At 38.3% G+C, this 15,173-nt stretch carries 16 protein-coding genes and 1 pseudogene; 5 read left to right on the plus strand and 12 right to left on the minus strand.

Going from position 1 to position 15,173, the window contains the following annotated elements; translation table 11 throughout:
• Positions 1-243: 243 nt before the first annotated feature.
• Positions 244-612, plus strand: coding sequence for a TIGR02301 family protein (locus ACFIJZ_RS01385; RefSeq protein WP_375630774.1), 369 nt, complete (start codon positions 244-246; stop codon positions 610-612).
• Positions 613-1,031: 419 nt separating this feature from the next.
• Here the strand turns inward: ACFIJZ_RS01385 and ACFIJZ_RS01390 are convergent, their stop codons facing one another.
• Positions 1,032-2,360: a dihydroorotase gene (locus ACFIJZ_RS01390; RefSeq protein ID WP_375630776.1), complete on the minus strand. Its 1,329-nt coding sequence runs from the start codon at positions 2,358-2,360 to the stop codon at positions 1,032-1,034.
• A gap of 64 nt (positions 2,361-2,424) precedes the next feature.
• Here ACFIJZ_RS01390 and ACFIJZ_RS01395 point away from each other — a divergent pair, with 64 nt between their 5' ends.
• The 3 genes and pseudogenes from ACFIJZ_RS01395 to ACFIJZ_RS10190 all read left to right on the plus strand — a co-directional run.
• Entirely contained in the window at positions 2,425-3,297 is an 873-nt protein-coding gene (locus ACFIJZ_RS01395; protein ID WP_375630778.1) for a YgfZ/GcvT domain-containing protein, read from the plus strand.
• Positions 3,290-3,907 carry a YfbR-like 5'-deoxynucleotidase gene (locus tag ACFIJZ_RS01400; RefSeq protein ID WP_375630780.1) on the plus strand — a complete coding sequence of 206 codons (618 nt, stop codon included), beginning with the start codon at positions 3,290-3,292 and terminating at the stop codon, positions 3,905-3,907. Before ACFIJZ_RS01395 ends, ACFIJZ_RS01400 begins: the two co-directional genes overlap by 8 nt.
• 210 nt (positions 3,908-4,117) lie before the next feature.
• Positions 4,118-4,401 (plus strand): annotated as a pseudogene (locus ACFIJZ_RS10190) (integrase arm-type DNA-binding domain-containing protein); the annotation flags it as partial.
• Between the two features lie 98 nt (positions 4,402-4,499).
• Here ACFIJZ_RS10190 and panB read toward each other — a convergent pair.
• The 11 genes from panB to rpoZ form a co-directional block, all read right to left on the minus strand.
• Positions 4,500-5,315 (minus strand): 3-methyl-2-oxobutanoate hydroxymethyltransferase, encoded by an 816-nt coding sequence (panB, locus tag ACFIJZ_RS01410; RefSeq protein WP_375630782.1) that lies wholly within the window; start codon positions 5,313-5,315, stop codon positions 4,500-4,502.
• Positions 5,312-6,172: a pantoate--beta-alanine ligase gene (gene panC / locus ACFIJZ_RS01415; protein WP_273791096.1), complete on the minus strand. Its 861-nt coding sequence runs from the start codon at positions 6,170-6,172 to the stop codon at positions 5,312-5,314. The genes panB and panC overlap by 4 nt, the downstream gene beginning before the upstream one ends.
• 23 nt (positions 6,173-6,195) lie before the next feature.
• Positions 6,196-6,942 carry a DNA repair protein RecO gene (gene recO / locus ACFIJZ_RS01420; protein ID WP_273791097.1) on the minus strand — a complete coding sequence of 249 codons (747 nt, stop codon included), beginning with the start codon at positions 6,940-6,942 and terminating at the stop codon, positions 6,196-6,198.
• 26 nt (positions 6,943-6,968) lie between these two features.
• Positions 6,969-7,874, minus strand: a complete 906-nt coding sequence (gene era / locus ACFIJZ_RS01425; protein ID WP_273791098.1) for a GTPase Era — start codon at positions 7,872-7,874, stop codon at positions 6,969-6,971.
• A complete protein-coding gene (gene rnc / locus ACFIJZ_RS01430) occupies positions 7,867-8,574 on the minus strand; it encodes a ribonuclease III (RefSeq protein WP_273791099.1) in 708 nt (235 codons plus the stop codon). Before rnc ends, era begins: the two co-directional genes overlap by 8 nt.
• Positions 8,555-9,367: a signal peptidase I gene (lepB, locus tag ACFIJZ_RS01435; protein WP_273791100.1), complete on the minus strand. Its 813-nt coding sequence runs from the start codon at positions 9,365-9,367 to the stop codon at positions 8,555-8,557. The genes rnc and lepB overlap by 20 nt, the downstream gene beginning before the upstream one ends.
• 80 nt (positions 9,368-9,447) lie before the next feature.
• Positions 9,448-9,849, minus strand: a complete 402-nt coding sequence (acpS, locus tag ACFIJZ_RS01440; RefSeq protein WP_273791101.1) for a holo-ACP synthase — start codon at positions 9,847-9,849, stop codon at positions 9,448-9,450.
• A 27-nt stretch (positions 9,850-9,876) separates the two neighbouring features.
• The gene (locus ACFIJZ_RS01445) at positions 9,877-10,485 is read right to left on the minus strand and encodes a DUF2062 domain-containing protein (protein ID WP_375630786.1); all 609 of its coding nucleotides are present in this window, start codon (positions 10,483-10,485) and stop codon (positions 9,877-9,879) included.
• A 94-nt stretch (positions 10,486-10,579) separates the two neighbouring features.
• On the minus strand, positions 10,580-11,158 hold the full coding sequence (gene pyrE / locus ACFIJZ_RS01450) for an orotate phosphoribosyltransferase (RefSeq protein WP_273791120.1): 579 nt from the start codon (positions 11,156-11,158) through the stop codon (positions 10,580-10,582).
• A 16-nt stretch (positions 11,159-11,174) separates the two neighbouring features.
• Positions 11,175-13,400: a RelA/SpoT family protein gene (locus ACFIJZ_RS01455; RefSeq protein ID WP_375630788.1), complete on the minus strand. Its 2,226-nt coding sequence runs from the start codon at positions 13,398-13,400 to the stop codon at positions 11,175-11,177.
• 128 nt (positions 13,401-13,528) lie between these two features.
• Positions 13,529-13,927 (minus strand): DNA-directed RNA polymerase subunit omega, encoded by a 399-nt coding sequence (gene rpoZ / locus ACFIJZ_RS01460; protein WP_273791104.1) that lies wholly within the window; start codon positions 13,925-13,927, stop codon positions 13,529-13,531.
• 568 nt (positions 13,928-14,495) lie between these two features.
• Here rpoZ and ACFIJZ_RS01465 point away from each other — a divergent pair.
• Positions 14,496-15,164 (plus strand): uracil-DNA glycosylase, encoded by a 669-nt coding sequence (locus ACFIJZ_RS01465; RefSeq protein WP_375630891.1) that lies wholly within the window; start codon positions 14,496-14,498, stop codon positions 15,162-15,164.
• The last annotated feature ends 9 nt before the right edge of the window (positions 15,165-15,173 follow it).

Consider the following 15,173-nt stretch of genomic DNA (forward strand, 5'->3'; position numbering starts at 1 on the left):
AATACAATATAAATCTATGTGAAAAATAGATAGTTTGCAGAAAGAAAATCTTAAATTTTAAACTACACAAAGCTTCATCAGTATTTTCAATATTCCACAATGGGTTCCTTACAGCCTCTTACGCCCTATATTTTATAATAAATAATTGAGAATAATGTAGCAATTAACTCTATTTTTTACACCGTTCTCATGACAAAATTACTTTATCTTACAGAGTTTTATTCAAAGAAAGCAATAAAAATAATGCGTAATAGATTGATGAACATCATTATTTTAATATTTCTTGTCATTTCAATGCCAACCTTTGCACAACAATCTCCACCTTATGAAAAAAAATTACTCCGACTAGCAGAAATTTTGGGATCATTGCATTCTCTCCAAAATCTTTGCGAGCCTCCAACAAACCAATGGTATGACTATATGAATGCACTGATTGAAGCAGAACACCCCATTCCACAAAGACGTGCTTATTTTTATGAAGCGTTTAATGAAGCGTATCGTGCTTTCTCAGAAAATTATCATCATTGTACACAAGAAGCCATTGAAGCCAATCAAAGATACATTGAGGAAGGAAGAATTTTATCTGAAAACCTCCTCATGCATTATAAATAATTAATCTATACAAAAAGTATCTCTCTCAATTTTAGCAGTATCAATGATACTCCTTTCACAAATGCGGGGAGCAATAAACCAGCTCTGAAAATAGAGAGACGTTTAAAGAATAATGTCTCGATACGCTTTTATTCGTATGAGCGCCTTTTTCCCCATACAAAATCGCTCTTTGGCTTCCTCCCCACACCTCAAAGGACGAAGATTTTTAACTAAATTTGCTCTGTAAATAATCTAGGTTCTTGTTGAACAAGGTTCCTCTTAGCTTCTAACGCATGTAATTTGCTGCATAGTTTCTACAAACAAGCCTAAGAATATTCACCACGCATTAAAAAAACACTTATGTATCAAAGAGGCTGACATACCCTATATCACCACTCTAAAGGATGGTATTTTACGGCATACTTATAATTTTAATCTGTTTACACCAAAGTTTCCATAAATTTAACAGGCTCTCCTTGTGAAGGTGTGACAATTTCACCTTCCCACATAACGCGCATACCACGGATAATAGTCCCAACAGGCCAACCTTTAACTTTTTGACCATCATAAGGTGTCCAACCGGCGCGAGAACCAATTAAGCTATTCGTAATAATTTCTTCTCTCTTAAGATCAACAATGGTTAAATCAGCATCAAACCCAACAGCAATGCGCCCTTTACAGCTTATACCAAAAATACGACTAGGGCCATGTGAAGTGAGATCAACAAAACGTTCAAGAGATATTTTTCCTGCATTCACATGTGTCAACATAATTGCTGCTGTTGTTTGCACGCCTGTCATACCTGAAGGTGAAGAGGGATAAGGTTGAAGTTTTTCTTCAAGAGTATGAGGCGCATGATCTGAGCCTAAGACATCAATTATTCCTTGTTGAACACCGTACCAAAGAGCTTCACGGTGGCGCAATTCACGAATAGGCGGATTCATCTGAATTAATGTACCAAACTTCTTATAATCATCAGCCGTGAGTGTCAAATGATGTTGTGTCACTTCAATTGTTGCAACATCCTTATGTTTTTTTAGAAAATCAATTTCTTCTTCTGTCGAAAGATGTAACACATGAATGCGAGCCTTCGTCTCATGAGCAATTTTTACCAAACGCTGCGTACATTTTAATGCCGCAACTTCATCACGCCAAATCGGATGTGACGATGCATCACCTTCAATACGCAATATTTTACGCTCTTTGAGCCTCGCCTCATCTTCAGAATGAAAAGCCGCACGACGGCGTGTATTCTTCAAAATAAGGCGTACACTTTCATCATCATCAACCAAAAGATCACCGGTAGAGGACCCCATAAAGACTTTAATTCCAGCCGCACCAGGAAGTCTTTCTAATTCAGACAATTCATGAGCATTTTCACGCGTTCCTCCAACCCAAAATGCAAAATCACAATGCATTCGATGAAATGCGCGTTTAACCTTATCGCTTAATGTTTCTTCTGATGTTGTTAATGGACTGGTATTAGGCATTTCAAAAACTGCCGTAACCCCCCCTAACACAGCAGAATACGAGCCACTTTCCAAATCCTCCTTATATTCATTTCCTGGTTCACGAAAATGCACTTGGCTATCAATAATTCCTGGTAAAATATGAAGCCCTGTACAATCAATGACCTCACTAGCCGATGCACATGTAAGGTCGCCTATTTCAGCAATACGACCATTTGTAATACCAATATCACGCTTGCTTCTTCCATCATGATTCACAAGTGTTGCACCTTTAAAAATTGTATCAAATGTTTTAAACATAACCACGCTCCTTACATATTGCTCACTTATCGATTATGTAACTTTGAGCAGAAAGGCAAGAACCATGATTAAAAAACAAAATGCCATTTGCTTAAAAAACCGCGGGCTTATTCAAATTACAGGCGAAGAAGCAACAGATTTTCTACAATCCCTGATCACGACAGATGTAAAAAAAATCAGTCCACAGGAACTTTTCCCTGGAGCCCTTTTATCCCCACAAGGAAAGGTTCTTGCTGATTTTCTTATCGGAAAAAAAGAAGATGGTTACCTGATTGATATCAGGATGCCTTTAGCTGATACGCTCCATAAGCGTCTGTTGCTCTATAAGCTGCGCAAAAAAGTAGAAATTACACAACCATTCCAAGAGCTTGTTACAGTTTCTTTGAATAATGAATCAGATGCTTTAAATTTTGATTCAAGTTTTGTTGATAAACGCTTCCCACAACAAGAAAAAATAATACGAATCTATAGCAAAAAACCTTTTTTAACTTCAGAATATCATGACACATGGAATCGATTGCGTATCCGTTATGCAATTGCGGAAAGTGGTCAAGACTATGAAGTTGGCAAAGTCTTTCCTCATGATATTAATTACGATCAAATCAATGGACTTGCATTCAATAAAGGATGTTATATTGGACAAGAAATTGTTTCACGAATGCACCACCGCCGTACAGCACGTCGCCGTATTTTTATTGTAAAAGGCCAGTGTGAATTAACCCCTCAATCTAGCATTGAAGCAGAAACAAAAGTAATTGGCTACTTGGGAACATGTGTAGAAAATGAGGCTCTTGCTTTAATGCGTATTGACCACGTCAAAGATGCTATGGATCATAACATCCCCTTTACTGTAAAAAACATTCCTGTCACTATAAGCATTGCTGAAAATATGAATTTTACCTTTCCTGAAAATACTATAGAAAACACTCATGGCTAAAGCTGAATTATTAAAAAATGGAGAAGCCCGCGCTTGGCAAAGAATGCTCTCTGGAAGGCGACTTGATCTTCTCAACCCTTCTCCTTTTGATGTTGAAATTGAAGATATTGCCCATGGACTTTCTCGCGTGGCACGTTGGAACGGTCAAACACGAGGAGAGCATGCCTATTCTGTTGCACAACATTCACTTTTGGTTGAACAAATATTTCAAAAACTTTTTCCACAATCGGGAAGCAACGAATGTCTTTATGCCCTTCTTCATGATGCTCCAGAATATGTCATCGGCGATATGATTTCCCCTTTTAAAGCTGTCATAGGAAAACAATATGAACGCGTTGAAAAACGCATCCAAGATGCTATCCACATGCGCTTTTCTCTTCCCGTTGATCTTTCTCAAAAACTTTTAAAAAAAATTAAACAAGCCGACCGTATTGCTGCCTATTATGAAGCGATTACGCTTGCTGGATTTAATACAGAAGAAGCCCTTCGCTATTTTGGCTCTCCCAATAATATTCTACCCGATGATCTTAATTTATCCCCCTATTCTACACAACACATTGAAAACGCATTTTTAACGCGCTTTAATGACTTGGATGCCCAAAGATTATAGACTCTTCGCATTGTTGATTCCTTGTCATTACAGAATCATCACACTGACTTATAATAATAATTCATTGTTTTTTCATTTTGAATGAGAGCTCCTAATATCGTAAGCTTCACTCATTTCAAATCTGTTTATATTGAATCAATCAAAATCATTCTCTTGCACACCACAAGTGGGGCTGGCGTGTAGATAAAACTTTTTAAAGAAAGAATTAAAATGCCTCTTATGAACTATCTCAAGTGCTAAGCGCTGTCGCAACATTGAAAATTGGCAAAGTGCGTGATGATGCCGGCTTGCTCTCTTATGAAGCGTAAAGACGGGAGTGCTCTATAAATTTTATACACTTCATAAGGGACTTACCACTATACTATTCACGAACGCCGTCGCGAAATAGGATTGGGTACCTTAAGAAAGCTTTCTTTAAAAAAGCACGTGAATTAGCGACCCAATGGCGTTCTGTTTTGCATGAGAGGCATGACTTCATTAAAGAAATGGAAAAAATCACAGTTCAAATTGCATACAAAATATATTAAAAATGCACATTCATTATCAAAATAACAAATGTTCTCTTGTCAAACCTTTCATCTTAAACTGAAGTTTATTTTAGTTTATAAACTTCATTATCCGCGGGGAAAGCACGAGATGTGACATCCTCTGCATAATTCTTTATTGCAGTTTCCATGGCTTGTTCAAGGTCTCCATAACGGCGTACAAATTTTGGCACATGAGAACCATAGCCCAACATATCTTCCATAACCAATACTTGCCCATCACATTGATTGGACGCCCCTATACCGATCGTAGGGATAGAAAGCTTATTTGTCAGTTTCACCGCTAAAGGTTCGACCATTGCTTCTAAAACAACAGCAAAAGCACCTGCCTCTTCAATCGCTGCTCCATCTGCTTCAATTCTTTGCCAATCATTCTCCTTGCGTCCTTGTGTTTTAAAACCACCAAAACGATTCATTGCTTGGGGTGTAAGACCGATATGCCCCATCACTGGAATGCCACGTTTACACAAAAAATCTATTGTTTCGGCTATATAAACGCCCCCTTCAAGCTTAACTGCACCACACCCCGTTTGTGCAAGAATGCGCGATGCATTTAAAAAAGCTTGCTCTGGACTTTCCTCATAAGAACCAAAAGGCATATCAATAACAACAAGAGCTTTTTGAGATCCACGCACCACGGCTTTCCCGTGTGAAATCATCATATCTAAATTAACAGGAAGCGTTGTCTCAAACCCATACACAACCATCCCAACGCTATCACCAACCAAAAGGATATCGCAATATGGATCAGCAATCCGCGCAGTATAAGCTTGATAAGCTGTTAAAGAAACAATTGGCTGTTGTCCCTTTCTTGCACGTATTTCGGAAGATGTTATACGCTTTACGGTTTTATGTACACTCATTTTCCACTCTTCTCTTGCAATATATATTGATCAATCAGCCTTACCTCACCAAAGCGGACAGTAAGGAGTAAAACCGCCGGTTTATTCAATGTTCCTTTAACCACGCATAAAGTTTCCATATCCCGTAAATCTATCGCTTCAATGATTGCACGCGTTTCTTGTTGTAAAATATCACGAACAGTTTTGCATAATTTATCAACCGACCGTTCACCTTCATGATAAAGCTTTTCAGCAGCTTTTCCACTTTCAGGAATAATTTTGGCAGCTTTACGATCTTCTAATGTTAAAAGCTGATTGCGTGAAGAACAAGCTACACCATCTGACTCCCGTAGAATAGGAACTCCAACGATTTCAATAGGAAAAGCCAAATCTTCAACCATACGCCGAATAATTAAAATTTGTTGAAAATCCTTTTCCCCAAAAAAAGCCTTATCTGGTTGGACAATGTTAAAAAGTTTAGCAACAACGCTTGTTACACCACAAAAATGCCCCGGACGTAATTTTCCCATCAAAATACGTGATAATTTTTTCACTTGTACAATTGTATCATTCCCCAGTGGCCACATTTCATCTACAGAAGGAGCAAAAACACATTCAACACCTGCTTCTTTTAACAAAGCACAATCGCCCTTCAAATCTCTTGGATATTGAGAAAAATCTTCTTGAGGTCCAAATTGCTTTGGATTGACAAAAATAGAAACCACTACGCGATCACACATTGCTCTTGCATACTGTACTAATGCAAGATGTCCATCATGCAATGCCCCCATTGTTGGAACAAAACCAATCGAAAAACCTAAACGTCGTTCCTCTGAAGTATATTGGCGGACTTCAGCAATTGTCTTTAAAATTCTCATTTTCCCATTCAATTATCATCAGATCAACCAATTAATGCCTGCACACCAAATTGGCGCTCAAACAATTGTATCATATTCATGCGCACTGACGGCTGCTTTATATCTCGTGGCTCCCAGACATGACGCATAAGAAAAAAACCCGTCAGTATAAAACCATTTATTATGTCACTAAAATCAGCAGGACGAGTCGTTCTTTGTACAAGAAACTGTGGTAGAATGAGAAGCTTTTTTTTCCAAGGTTCCCCTGCTTCTTCACAGACAGCCCGTCCAGATTTTGGTGATACGTAATGAAGCCTTTCCTGACGACCTGTTGCAGCACAACAAGATAAATCAAGACCAAAACCAAGTTCTTCAAGAAGCCGCATTTCAAAACGTACAAGCAATTCTGCATTTACAAATGGTTCATCAAAATTCTGCATAAAAAGGTGTAAAATATCATATAAAATGGGGTGCGGATCACGTTCGGGAAGAAGCCGCAAATGAAAAGCTATCAATTGCAAAGCATAAAGTGCTTCTGGTAGACAGATTAATCGTGCCGCATGTAAATCAAGAGCTTCAAGCCGAAAAAGTCCCAAATGTTCGTCTAAACGAGCCCACCATTCAGCCTCCACAAAATTTCCAGGTTGAAGAAGAGCTGCCATACGACGCGACCGCCCCCCTTTTACCACTCCCATATAACGACCATGTTCACGTGTCATAATCTCAAGAATAACACTTGTTTCACCATATTGGCGCGTACCAAGAATAACGGCTTGTTCTTTCCACTTCATTTTACTTTAATTATTTTTTAAAAATCTTATTTTAAAAAATCCAATCCCATTTCGCGATAACGTTCTGGATCGGTATCCCAATTATCGCGCACTTTCACAAAGAGAAAAAGATGAACCTTTTGATCCATAATTTCCATGAGTTCTTTACGTGCTGCTTGTCCAATCGCTTTAATTGTATCGCCTTTTGCTCCTAAGACAATTTTTTTCTGACTCTCACGCTCGACATAAATAACTTGATTAATTTTAACGGAACCATCTGAACGCTCTTCCCAGCTTTCTGTTTCAACCGTTGAGGAATAAGGAAGTTCATCATGAAGACGAAGAAAAAGTTTTTCACGCGTAATTTCAGCAGCAAGATGACGCATGGGCATATCAGAAATTTGATCTTCCGGATAATACCATGGCCCCTCCTGCATCATATTACTCAACGCATGAAGTAAATCCTTGCAACCAGAACCGTTTAGAGCAGAAATCATAAATGTTTGCGCAAACTTTACACGTTCATTTATTTTAGTGGTTAACGCTAGAAGAGATGATTTAACAACTGTATCAACCTTATTAAGAACAAGAACTTTTTCTTGTTTCAGATTGTTTACAATATCTAACATCATATCAACTTCATCCGAAAGACCATTTTGAGCGTCGATTAAAACGAGTAGAACATCAGCGCTCTTAGCCCCTCCCCAAGCAGCAGAGACCATGGCTCGTTCTAAGCGCTTATGGGGACGAAAAACACCCGGTGTATCGACCAACACAATTTGCACATCATCATGAATGACAATACCGCGGATTAAAGTTCGTGTTGTTTGTACCTTATGCGTTACAATTGAAACCTTTGTTCCAACCAATTGATTAACCAGTGTCGATTTACCGGCATTAGGCATCCCAATAAGCACAACAAACCCAGAACGCGTTTTCATAACGTCACTCATGATCATTTTTTCCCACTGTTTTCCATACACCCTCTCGTCGCAAAATTTTTTCAGCTGCCATTCTTTCGGCATATCTTTTGGAGCTTCCCTGCCCAATCTCTGAAGCAAACCCAGAAATACTGACCTCTACCATAAAAACAGGATCGTGATCGGGACCTGAACGTTTGATAACCTGATAATGTGGTTGTGCATTGCCTTGGATATGCGCCCATTCTTGTAATTCTGTCTTGGCATCACGTCGACCAGCATCCATTTTCTTTGCCCGACTTTGCCAATATTTTTGAATAAAAGGGCGAACGCTTTCCAATCCTCCATCGAGATATATCACGGCAATCAAAGCTTCCACGACATCTGCATGCATATTGATAAGTCGACGCCCCTCGAAATTTTTCATCTCAAAACCAACACGAATCATATCAGGAAGCCTCATTTCACGCGCAATATCAGCACATGTCTGCGCATTAACAAGATGATTCAAACGGACTGATAATTCACCTTCACTTGCCTGAGGAAAAAGTTGATACAGCATTTCCGCAATCAAAAGCCCTAAAACCCGATCCCCTAAAAACTCTAGTCGTTCATAATTTCCCTGTTCCGAATCTTGTACACTCGAATGTGTTAATGCCTTCGTTAACCTCTCTTCATCTTTAAAACGATGCCCCGTCAGCTTGAAAAGCTGATCAATCATGAGACGTTTCATCGTTGTTTCCTTGCTTGATAAGCGGCAAATCATGAACCGTATTTATGAAAGAAAACAAACGTTTCCAACGCACATCAAATGGCCAGCGCCAAATCTGCCAAGCACTTGAACCGTTACTGATAGAAAAGAAAATGACGCTCGCGCGACCAATAAGATTTTCTTCTGGAACATAGCCTACATCTAAACGACTATCATCTGAATTGTCGCGGTTATCTCCCATCATAAAGTAATGTCCTTGAGGAACTTCAAAAACTTTTGTATCATCAACTTTCGGGATGAAAGCTAAATCAAGTGTATCATAACTGACACCGTTAGGCATTGTCTCGCGATAAACCTCAACAGGATAGTTAACCTCTGTTATATCAGAATTATTAATCTCCCCCATAAAGTGACGTGAAACAGCCTCATCATTAATATAAAGAACACTTTGACGGACTTGTATACGATCACCTGGTAGCCCAACAACGCGTTTTATATAATCAATCTTCGGATTACTTGGTAAGCGAAAAACGACCACATCTCCACGTTGAGGTTGAGATGCCCAAATCCGTCCAGAAAAAAGAGGGGGAGAAAAGGGGATGGAAAAATGAGAATACCCATATGCATACTTAGAAACAAACAGATAATCTCCCACCAACAAAGTAGGACGCATTGAACCGGAAGGAATACTAAACGGCTGGAAAAAAAGTGTCCGAATAAACGCTGCTAAAAGCAGAGCCTGTACTAAAACAGAAATAAATTCACGAATCCCACCTTTTTTTTCTTTTTTATGCACTTTATCTTTTTGGATCATCACCAACTGCCTTCTCATCACAGATATAATTTTTTTTCATCATAATATTCAAATAACAAAAGCACAATCTCTCACGCCATCTATCCACGTGGAAGTGCTTCGATAATAATAAATGCCTGTGCCCAAGGAAAATCATCTGTTATGCTAAGATGAATAACTGCATCATGATGAGGAGGTAATAACTTTTGAAGTTGCATTTGCGCACGATTTGTTAATTGCATTATTGGTTTACCAGATGGCAAATTAACTACCCCCATGTCTTTCCAATTGATACCACAAGCGATTCCCGTTCCTAAGGCTTTAGCACATGCTTCTTTAGCAGCAAATCTTTTTGCATAGGAAGAGGAGCTTTTTTTGAGATTTTCAGATCTATTTTTTTCAATATCCGTAAAAATACGTTGGATAAAACGCTCACCATAACGAACCAACATTTTCTCAATACGTCGTATATCAACCAGATCATTTCCAAGACCAATAATCATAAGATATTAACCCGATCTTTCTCAAATTTATTTCTGTTTTAATACAGGCGATGAACGCTTCTTTAAACGCCTTTTTTTTATAATCTTTTGATATCGCTTTTGTTTAAAACGAACCGTTGCTCTGTAAACACCTATATAAGATAAACCACCAAAAACAATACCTAAAAGAGTTCCACCTAAAATCATAGGACTCATAATTGTGTCCCATGCGCCTTTAAAGAGGAGAGAGAGATTTGACAATGTCAAACCATTAAATAGAGCACGAATTTGCGAAAGAGAAATCTCTTTGACATCGCTAAAAAGTGATAAACAAAAGTACCCTACTTTATAATCAGCCATGATAATCAATAAAAATGTGAGTGGATTAGAAAAAATCGTCCCAATGATTGCGGCAGCAAAGTTTGCACGCAAAAGCCAAGAAAAAAATATTGCCAAAATAATATGCAGCCCAAAGAAAGGGGAACAAGCTAAAAAAATGCCAACAGCAACCCCTAATGCTACTTCATGCGGTGTTGCTGATATACGCAAAATACGTTTATATATGTAGCAAAATGAGCGAGAAAATGAACGACGTGGCCATAACCAAAGTCGAATACGCGTTACAAAATCTATTGGTTCTCGACGACGAAAAAGCATATGACTCTCAATATACATCTTTTGATAATGAAATAACCTATATCATCCAAATTAATCTTTTTAAGCTTTTGCACAAAAAAAAATAGAAAGACAATTAAATATTTCGACTGCCTGGTTTAATCGCTGGAAGAACAGAAAGCTCTGCAGGAAGAGCATCACTAGCATAAGAGGTTATCTCGTATTCAGCAAGCGCAATCAATGGAACTCCAACATTGACCTTACCACCAGAACGATCAAGAATACATGCACTGGCCAATACCTCTGCTCCTGCTGCAACAAGCGCTTCAACAGTCTCACGAATGGAAAGACCCGTTGTCACAATATCTTCAACAATAACAACCCGTGCACCCTTCTTGATTTCAAAACGACGCAATTCAAAGATGCCATTTACACGCTCTACCCAAAGAGAAGGAACACCAAGGTGACGTGAAGTTTCATAGGAAGGAATAAGACCGCCAATTGCGGGCCCAACAACATAATCAATTTTTTCCTCGATAGATTTTTTGATTTTTTCAGCCAATCCACGACATAACTTTTCTGTCAAGTCAGCATGCATGAATACTTTCGCTTTTTGCATATAAGTCGCACTATGGCGCCCCGATGTTAAAATAAAATGCCCTTCTAGAATAGCATCTGCTTGTTTAAAAATATCAATGACATCTTGTGTATTCATTGCTAAATCTTTCTTTTTATCCATGAACCCGCCGTACTGTACTTACTGAACCTGCCTTTTTTAATTGAGAAAAAATACGATTCAAATGTTTTAAATCCCACACTTCCAAATCAATCATAATTTCTGTAAAATCTGGTGCTGTACGGATAAAAGATAAATTTTGGATATTGGCATCGTTAGCAGAAATTATTTGTGTAATTTCAGCCAAAGAACCAGGACTATTTACAACCAAAATATTCATCCGTGCAGGAAAACGTTCATTCATTTGGGCATCAATATCCCAGCGAACATCAATCCATCGTTCTGGCTGATCATCATACGCCATCAAAGCTGAAGACTGTATTGGATAAATAACGATCCCAGATCCTGGCTGCATAATACCAACAATCCGATCTCCAGGTACTGCTCCTTCCGGTGAAAAACGTACGGGTATATCTCCATGGGTTCCTCTAATAGGCAATGCTTTAGATTGATGATTCTCGACCTTTGCATTCTTTTCATTTTCTGGAACTTTAAAAATCATACCTTGAGCATTTTCAATATTAAACCAACCTTCTTCCCCAGGCCTAAAAGATGACTTTTGTACCACACGGTGATCTTGATAATCAGGATAAACCGCTTTAATCACATCAGCGGAAAACAGCTCTCCACGCCCAACAGCAGCCAATACATCCTCTACATCTTTACGTGCTAAACGTGGCAAAACTTTCTTCAAAAGGTCTTTTGAAAATTGCTTTCCCATATATTCAAATGAACGCTCGAGAATACGATATCCTAAACCCGAATATTGTTTACGTACCGCAGCACGACTTGCTCGTCGAATAGCTGAACGTGCTTTACCTGTGACAACAAGAAATTCCCATGCTGCTGGCGGAATTTGAGCGTGTGAGCGAATAATATCAACCTCATCACCATTTTTTAATTTGGTCATTAAAGGCATAATACGACCATTGATTTTTACACCCACACAAGAATCACCGATGTCTGTATGGACGGCATAAGCAAAATCAATAGGCGTAGCTCCTTTAGGAAAAGCAATTAATCGACCTTTCGGCGTAAAACAAAAAACTTGGTCTTGAAAAAGCTCAAGTTTTGTATGTTCTAAAAACTCTTCTGGATTATCTCCATCAGACAAAGATTGTATCGTTTGACGCAACCATGCATAGGCATTCGTTTCACTTGATAACTTCACAGTCGAATAATTGGAACCGCGCTCTTTATATATGGAATGAGCAGCAACCCCATATTCAGCAACTTCATCCATAGCAGCCGTTCTAATTTGCAACTCAACACGTTGTCTTGAAGGGCCAACAATTGTTGTATGAATAGAACGATAATCATTTTGCTTTGGTATAGAGATATAATCTTTGAAACGACCAGGAACCATTGGCCATGTCGTATGAATGACACCAAGAGCACGATAACAATCATTCACGGACTCAACAATCACACGAAATCCAAAAATATCCGATAATTGTTCAAAAGATAATGCTTTACTTTCCATTTTGCGAAAGACTGAATAAGATTTTTTCTGACGGCTTTTAACATCTGCTTTAATGCCATGCTCCAAAAAAAGTTTTGTCAATTCATTTTCAATTGTGGAAAGCAAATCACGGTTGTGTTTCAATAATTCAGAAAGTCGATTGGTAATCGTACGATAACCTTCTGGATTTAAATAAAAGAAAGAGAGATCCTCTAATTCCTCACGCATATCCTGCATACCCATACGGCCTGCAAGTGGCGCATAGATATCCATCGTCTCTTCAGCAATTCGCCGACGTTTATCATCACGCATAACACCAAGGGTACGCATATTATGAAGACGGTCAGCAAGTTTGACTAAAAGAACACGAACATCATCAGAAATAGCAATAAGAAGTTTACGAAGATTTTCTGCCTGTACGGCTTTCTTTGATACAAGATCAAGCTTATTAAGCTTTGTAAGCCCTTCAACCAACTTCCCAATTTCAGAACCAAAAAGCTGATCAATTTCTGCTCGTGTAGCGCTTGTATCTTCAATTGTATCATGCAAAAGAGCAACAGCAATCGTTGCCTCGTCCAACCGCATATCTGTCAAAATAGCAGCAACTTCTAAAGGATGAGAAAAATAAAGATCACCTGACGCACGCTTTTGATGCGCATGCTTTTTCATTGCATAATCATAGGCCCTGTTTAAAAGAGCCTCATCTACGTCAGACTTGTAACGTTGAACACGTCCAACAAGCTCACACTGACGCATCATACGAGCATATCCTTTATCTTTTCACACCCCTAATCTTTATTGAACACGTCCTATTAATAAAAGACACGAAAAATAATTGCTCCTCACATGACAAAGTATCTTTACTCCTGTAACATAAATTGCTGCAATTAATAATCGTCACTTTTTTCTGGAACAACCAAACCTTCAATACCCGCTAAAAGCTCTTCTTCTGACATATGATCAAATGAAGTACCTTCTTCTTGCGATGACGTATTAAAAACACTTTCAGCTTCACCTGAATGGGTAATAAATTCACTTGCCATTTCTGGCTCATCTACTTCCACATGCTTTTGCAGCGAATGAATAAGGTCTTCCTTTAAATCAGCAGGCGACAATGTTTCTTCTGCTATTTCACGCAAAGCAACAACTGGATTTTTATCATTATCGCGATCAACCGTAATCTGCGCTCCTTGTGAAATCTGACGCGCCCGATGACCTGCTAAAAGTACCAACTCAAAGCGGTTGTCAACTTTATCAATACAATCTTCTACCGTTACGCGGGCCATTTATGCCTCTTTCTCAAATAAAAAAATTTAATAGCGGATAAAGGAGTATATACAATAATCAAAATAAAACACAAGAAAAACAACACAAACTTTTATATTTTTTGATTAAAGAACTTATTTAAGAAAATTCTTGGAAAATTTATAAAAATGTATAACCTATTCATGCTCGTTATCAAAGTTTCTCGTAAAAGCATTCCAATAGATTGACTTCAAACAAAGGACGGTCTTTCTTGACAAAATATTTGTCTGGAGTATTCATCCTTTTAAAAGGAATACCAGCTATTTAAAATCCTTTGCAATAACGGCAGCCTTACGCATACTTTTTATGATAATATCTTTATCTAAAGAGAAAACTTTTTTTCTTTGAACATCATGTGTATTGCACTCTTATTCATCGAATAAATTACTGAAAGATGACCTCTTACACAATAATTAGCAATAAGTTTATATTAAACTTTCTTCTAAAAAAGTTTATTTATATTCATTATAGATTGTTTATCAAAACATAACCCGTCATATACGCTATAAAAGACTCAAAAAAATAGAAAAACGATTAATGCCTAACACCATGAATAGCCAATTAACATCACTTTGCCCAGAACCACCCCAAAATTGCAATTTATGTCCTAGGCTTCATCAATTTATCGCTGGCTGGCGTGTAAAAGAACCAAGTTGGTATAACGCACCGGTGCGCCCATTCTTTCCTTATAAAGGGCCAGACACAACACGCCTTCTTATTGTCGGGCTTGCTCCTGGATTGCGCGGAGCAAATCGAACTGGACGTCCATTTACTGGTGATTATGCTGGGCACTTACTGTATTCAACTTTAAAAAAGTTTGGTTTTGCCCAAGGAACCTTTGAAGAAAGAGCAGATGATACTCTTGAACTTATTGATGCAGCAATCGTTAACTCTGTTCGTTGCGTTCCACCAGAAAATAAACCCACCGGTGCAGAAATTAACACGTGCCGCTATTTCTTCTCACCTCTTTTAACAAATCTTCCCAAACTTAAAGCCGTTATTACCTTAGGCACCATTGCGCACCATTCAACGATACGTGCCCTTAATGCAAAAGTTTTATCTCACCCTTTTGGACATGGTGAAATCAATAACATCGGCAGATTACGCATCTTTTCGAGCTATCACTGTTCTCGTTATAATACAAATACTGGGCGCTTGACAGACGCCATGTTTCACCAAATCTTTCAAGCAGCAAAAACATACTTAGATCAATGCTAAAACTGTTTT

It is taken from the genome of Bartonella sp. CL70QHWL (assembly GCF_042194855.1).
GTDB lineage: Bacteria > Pseudomonadota > Alphaproteobacteria > Rhizobiales > Rhizobiaceae > Bartonella.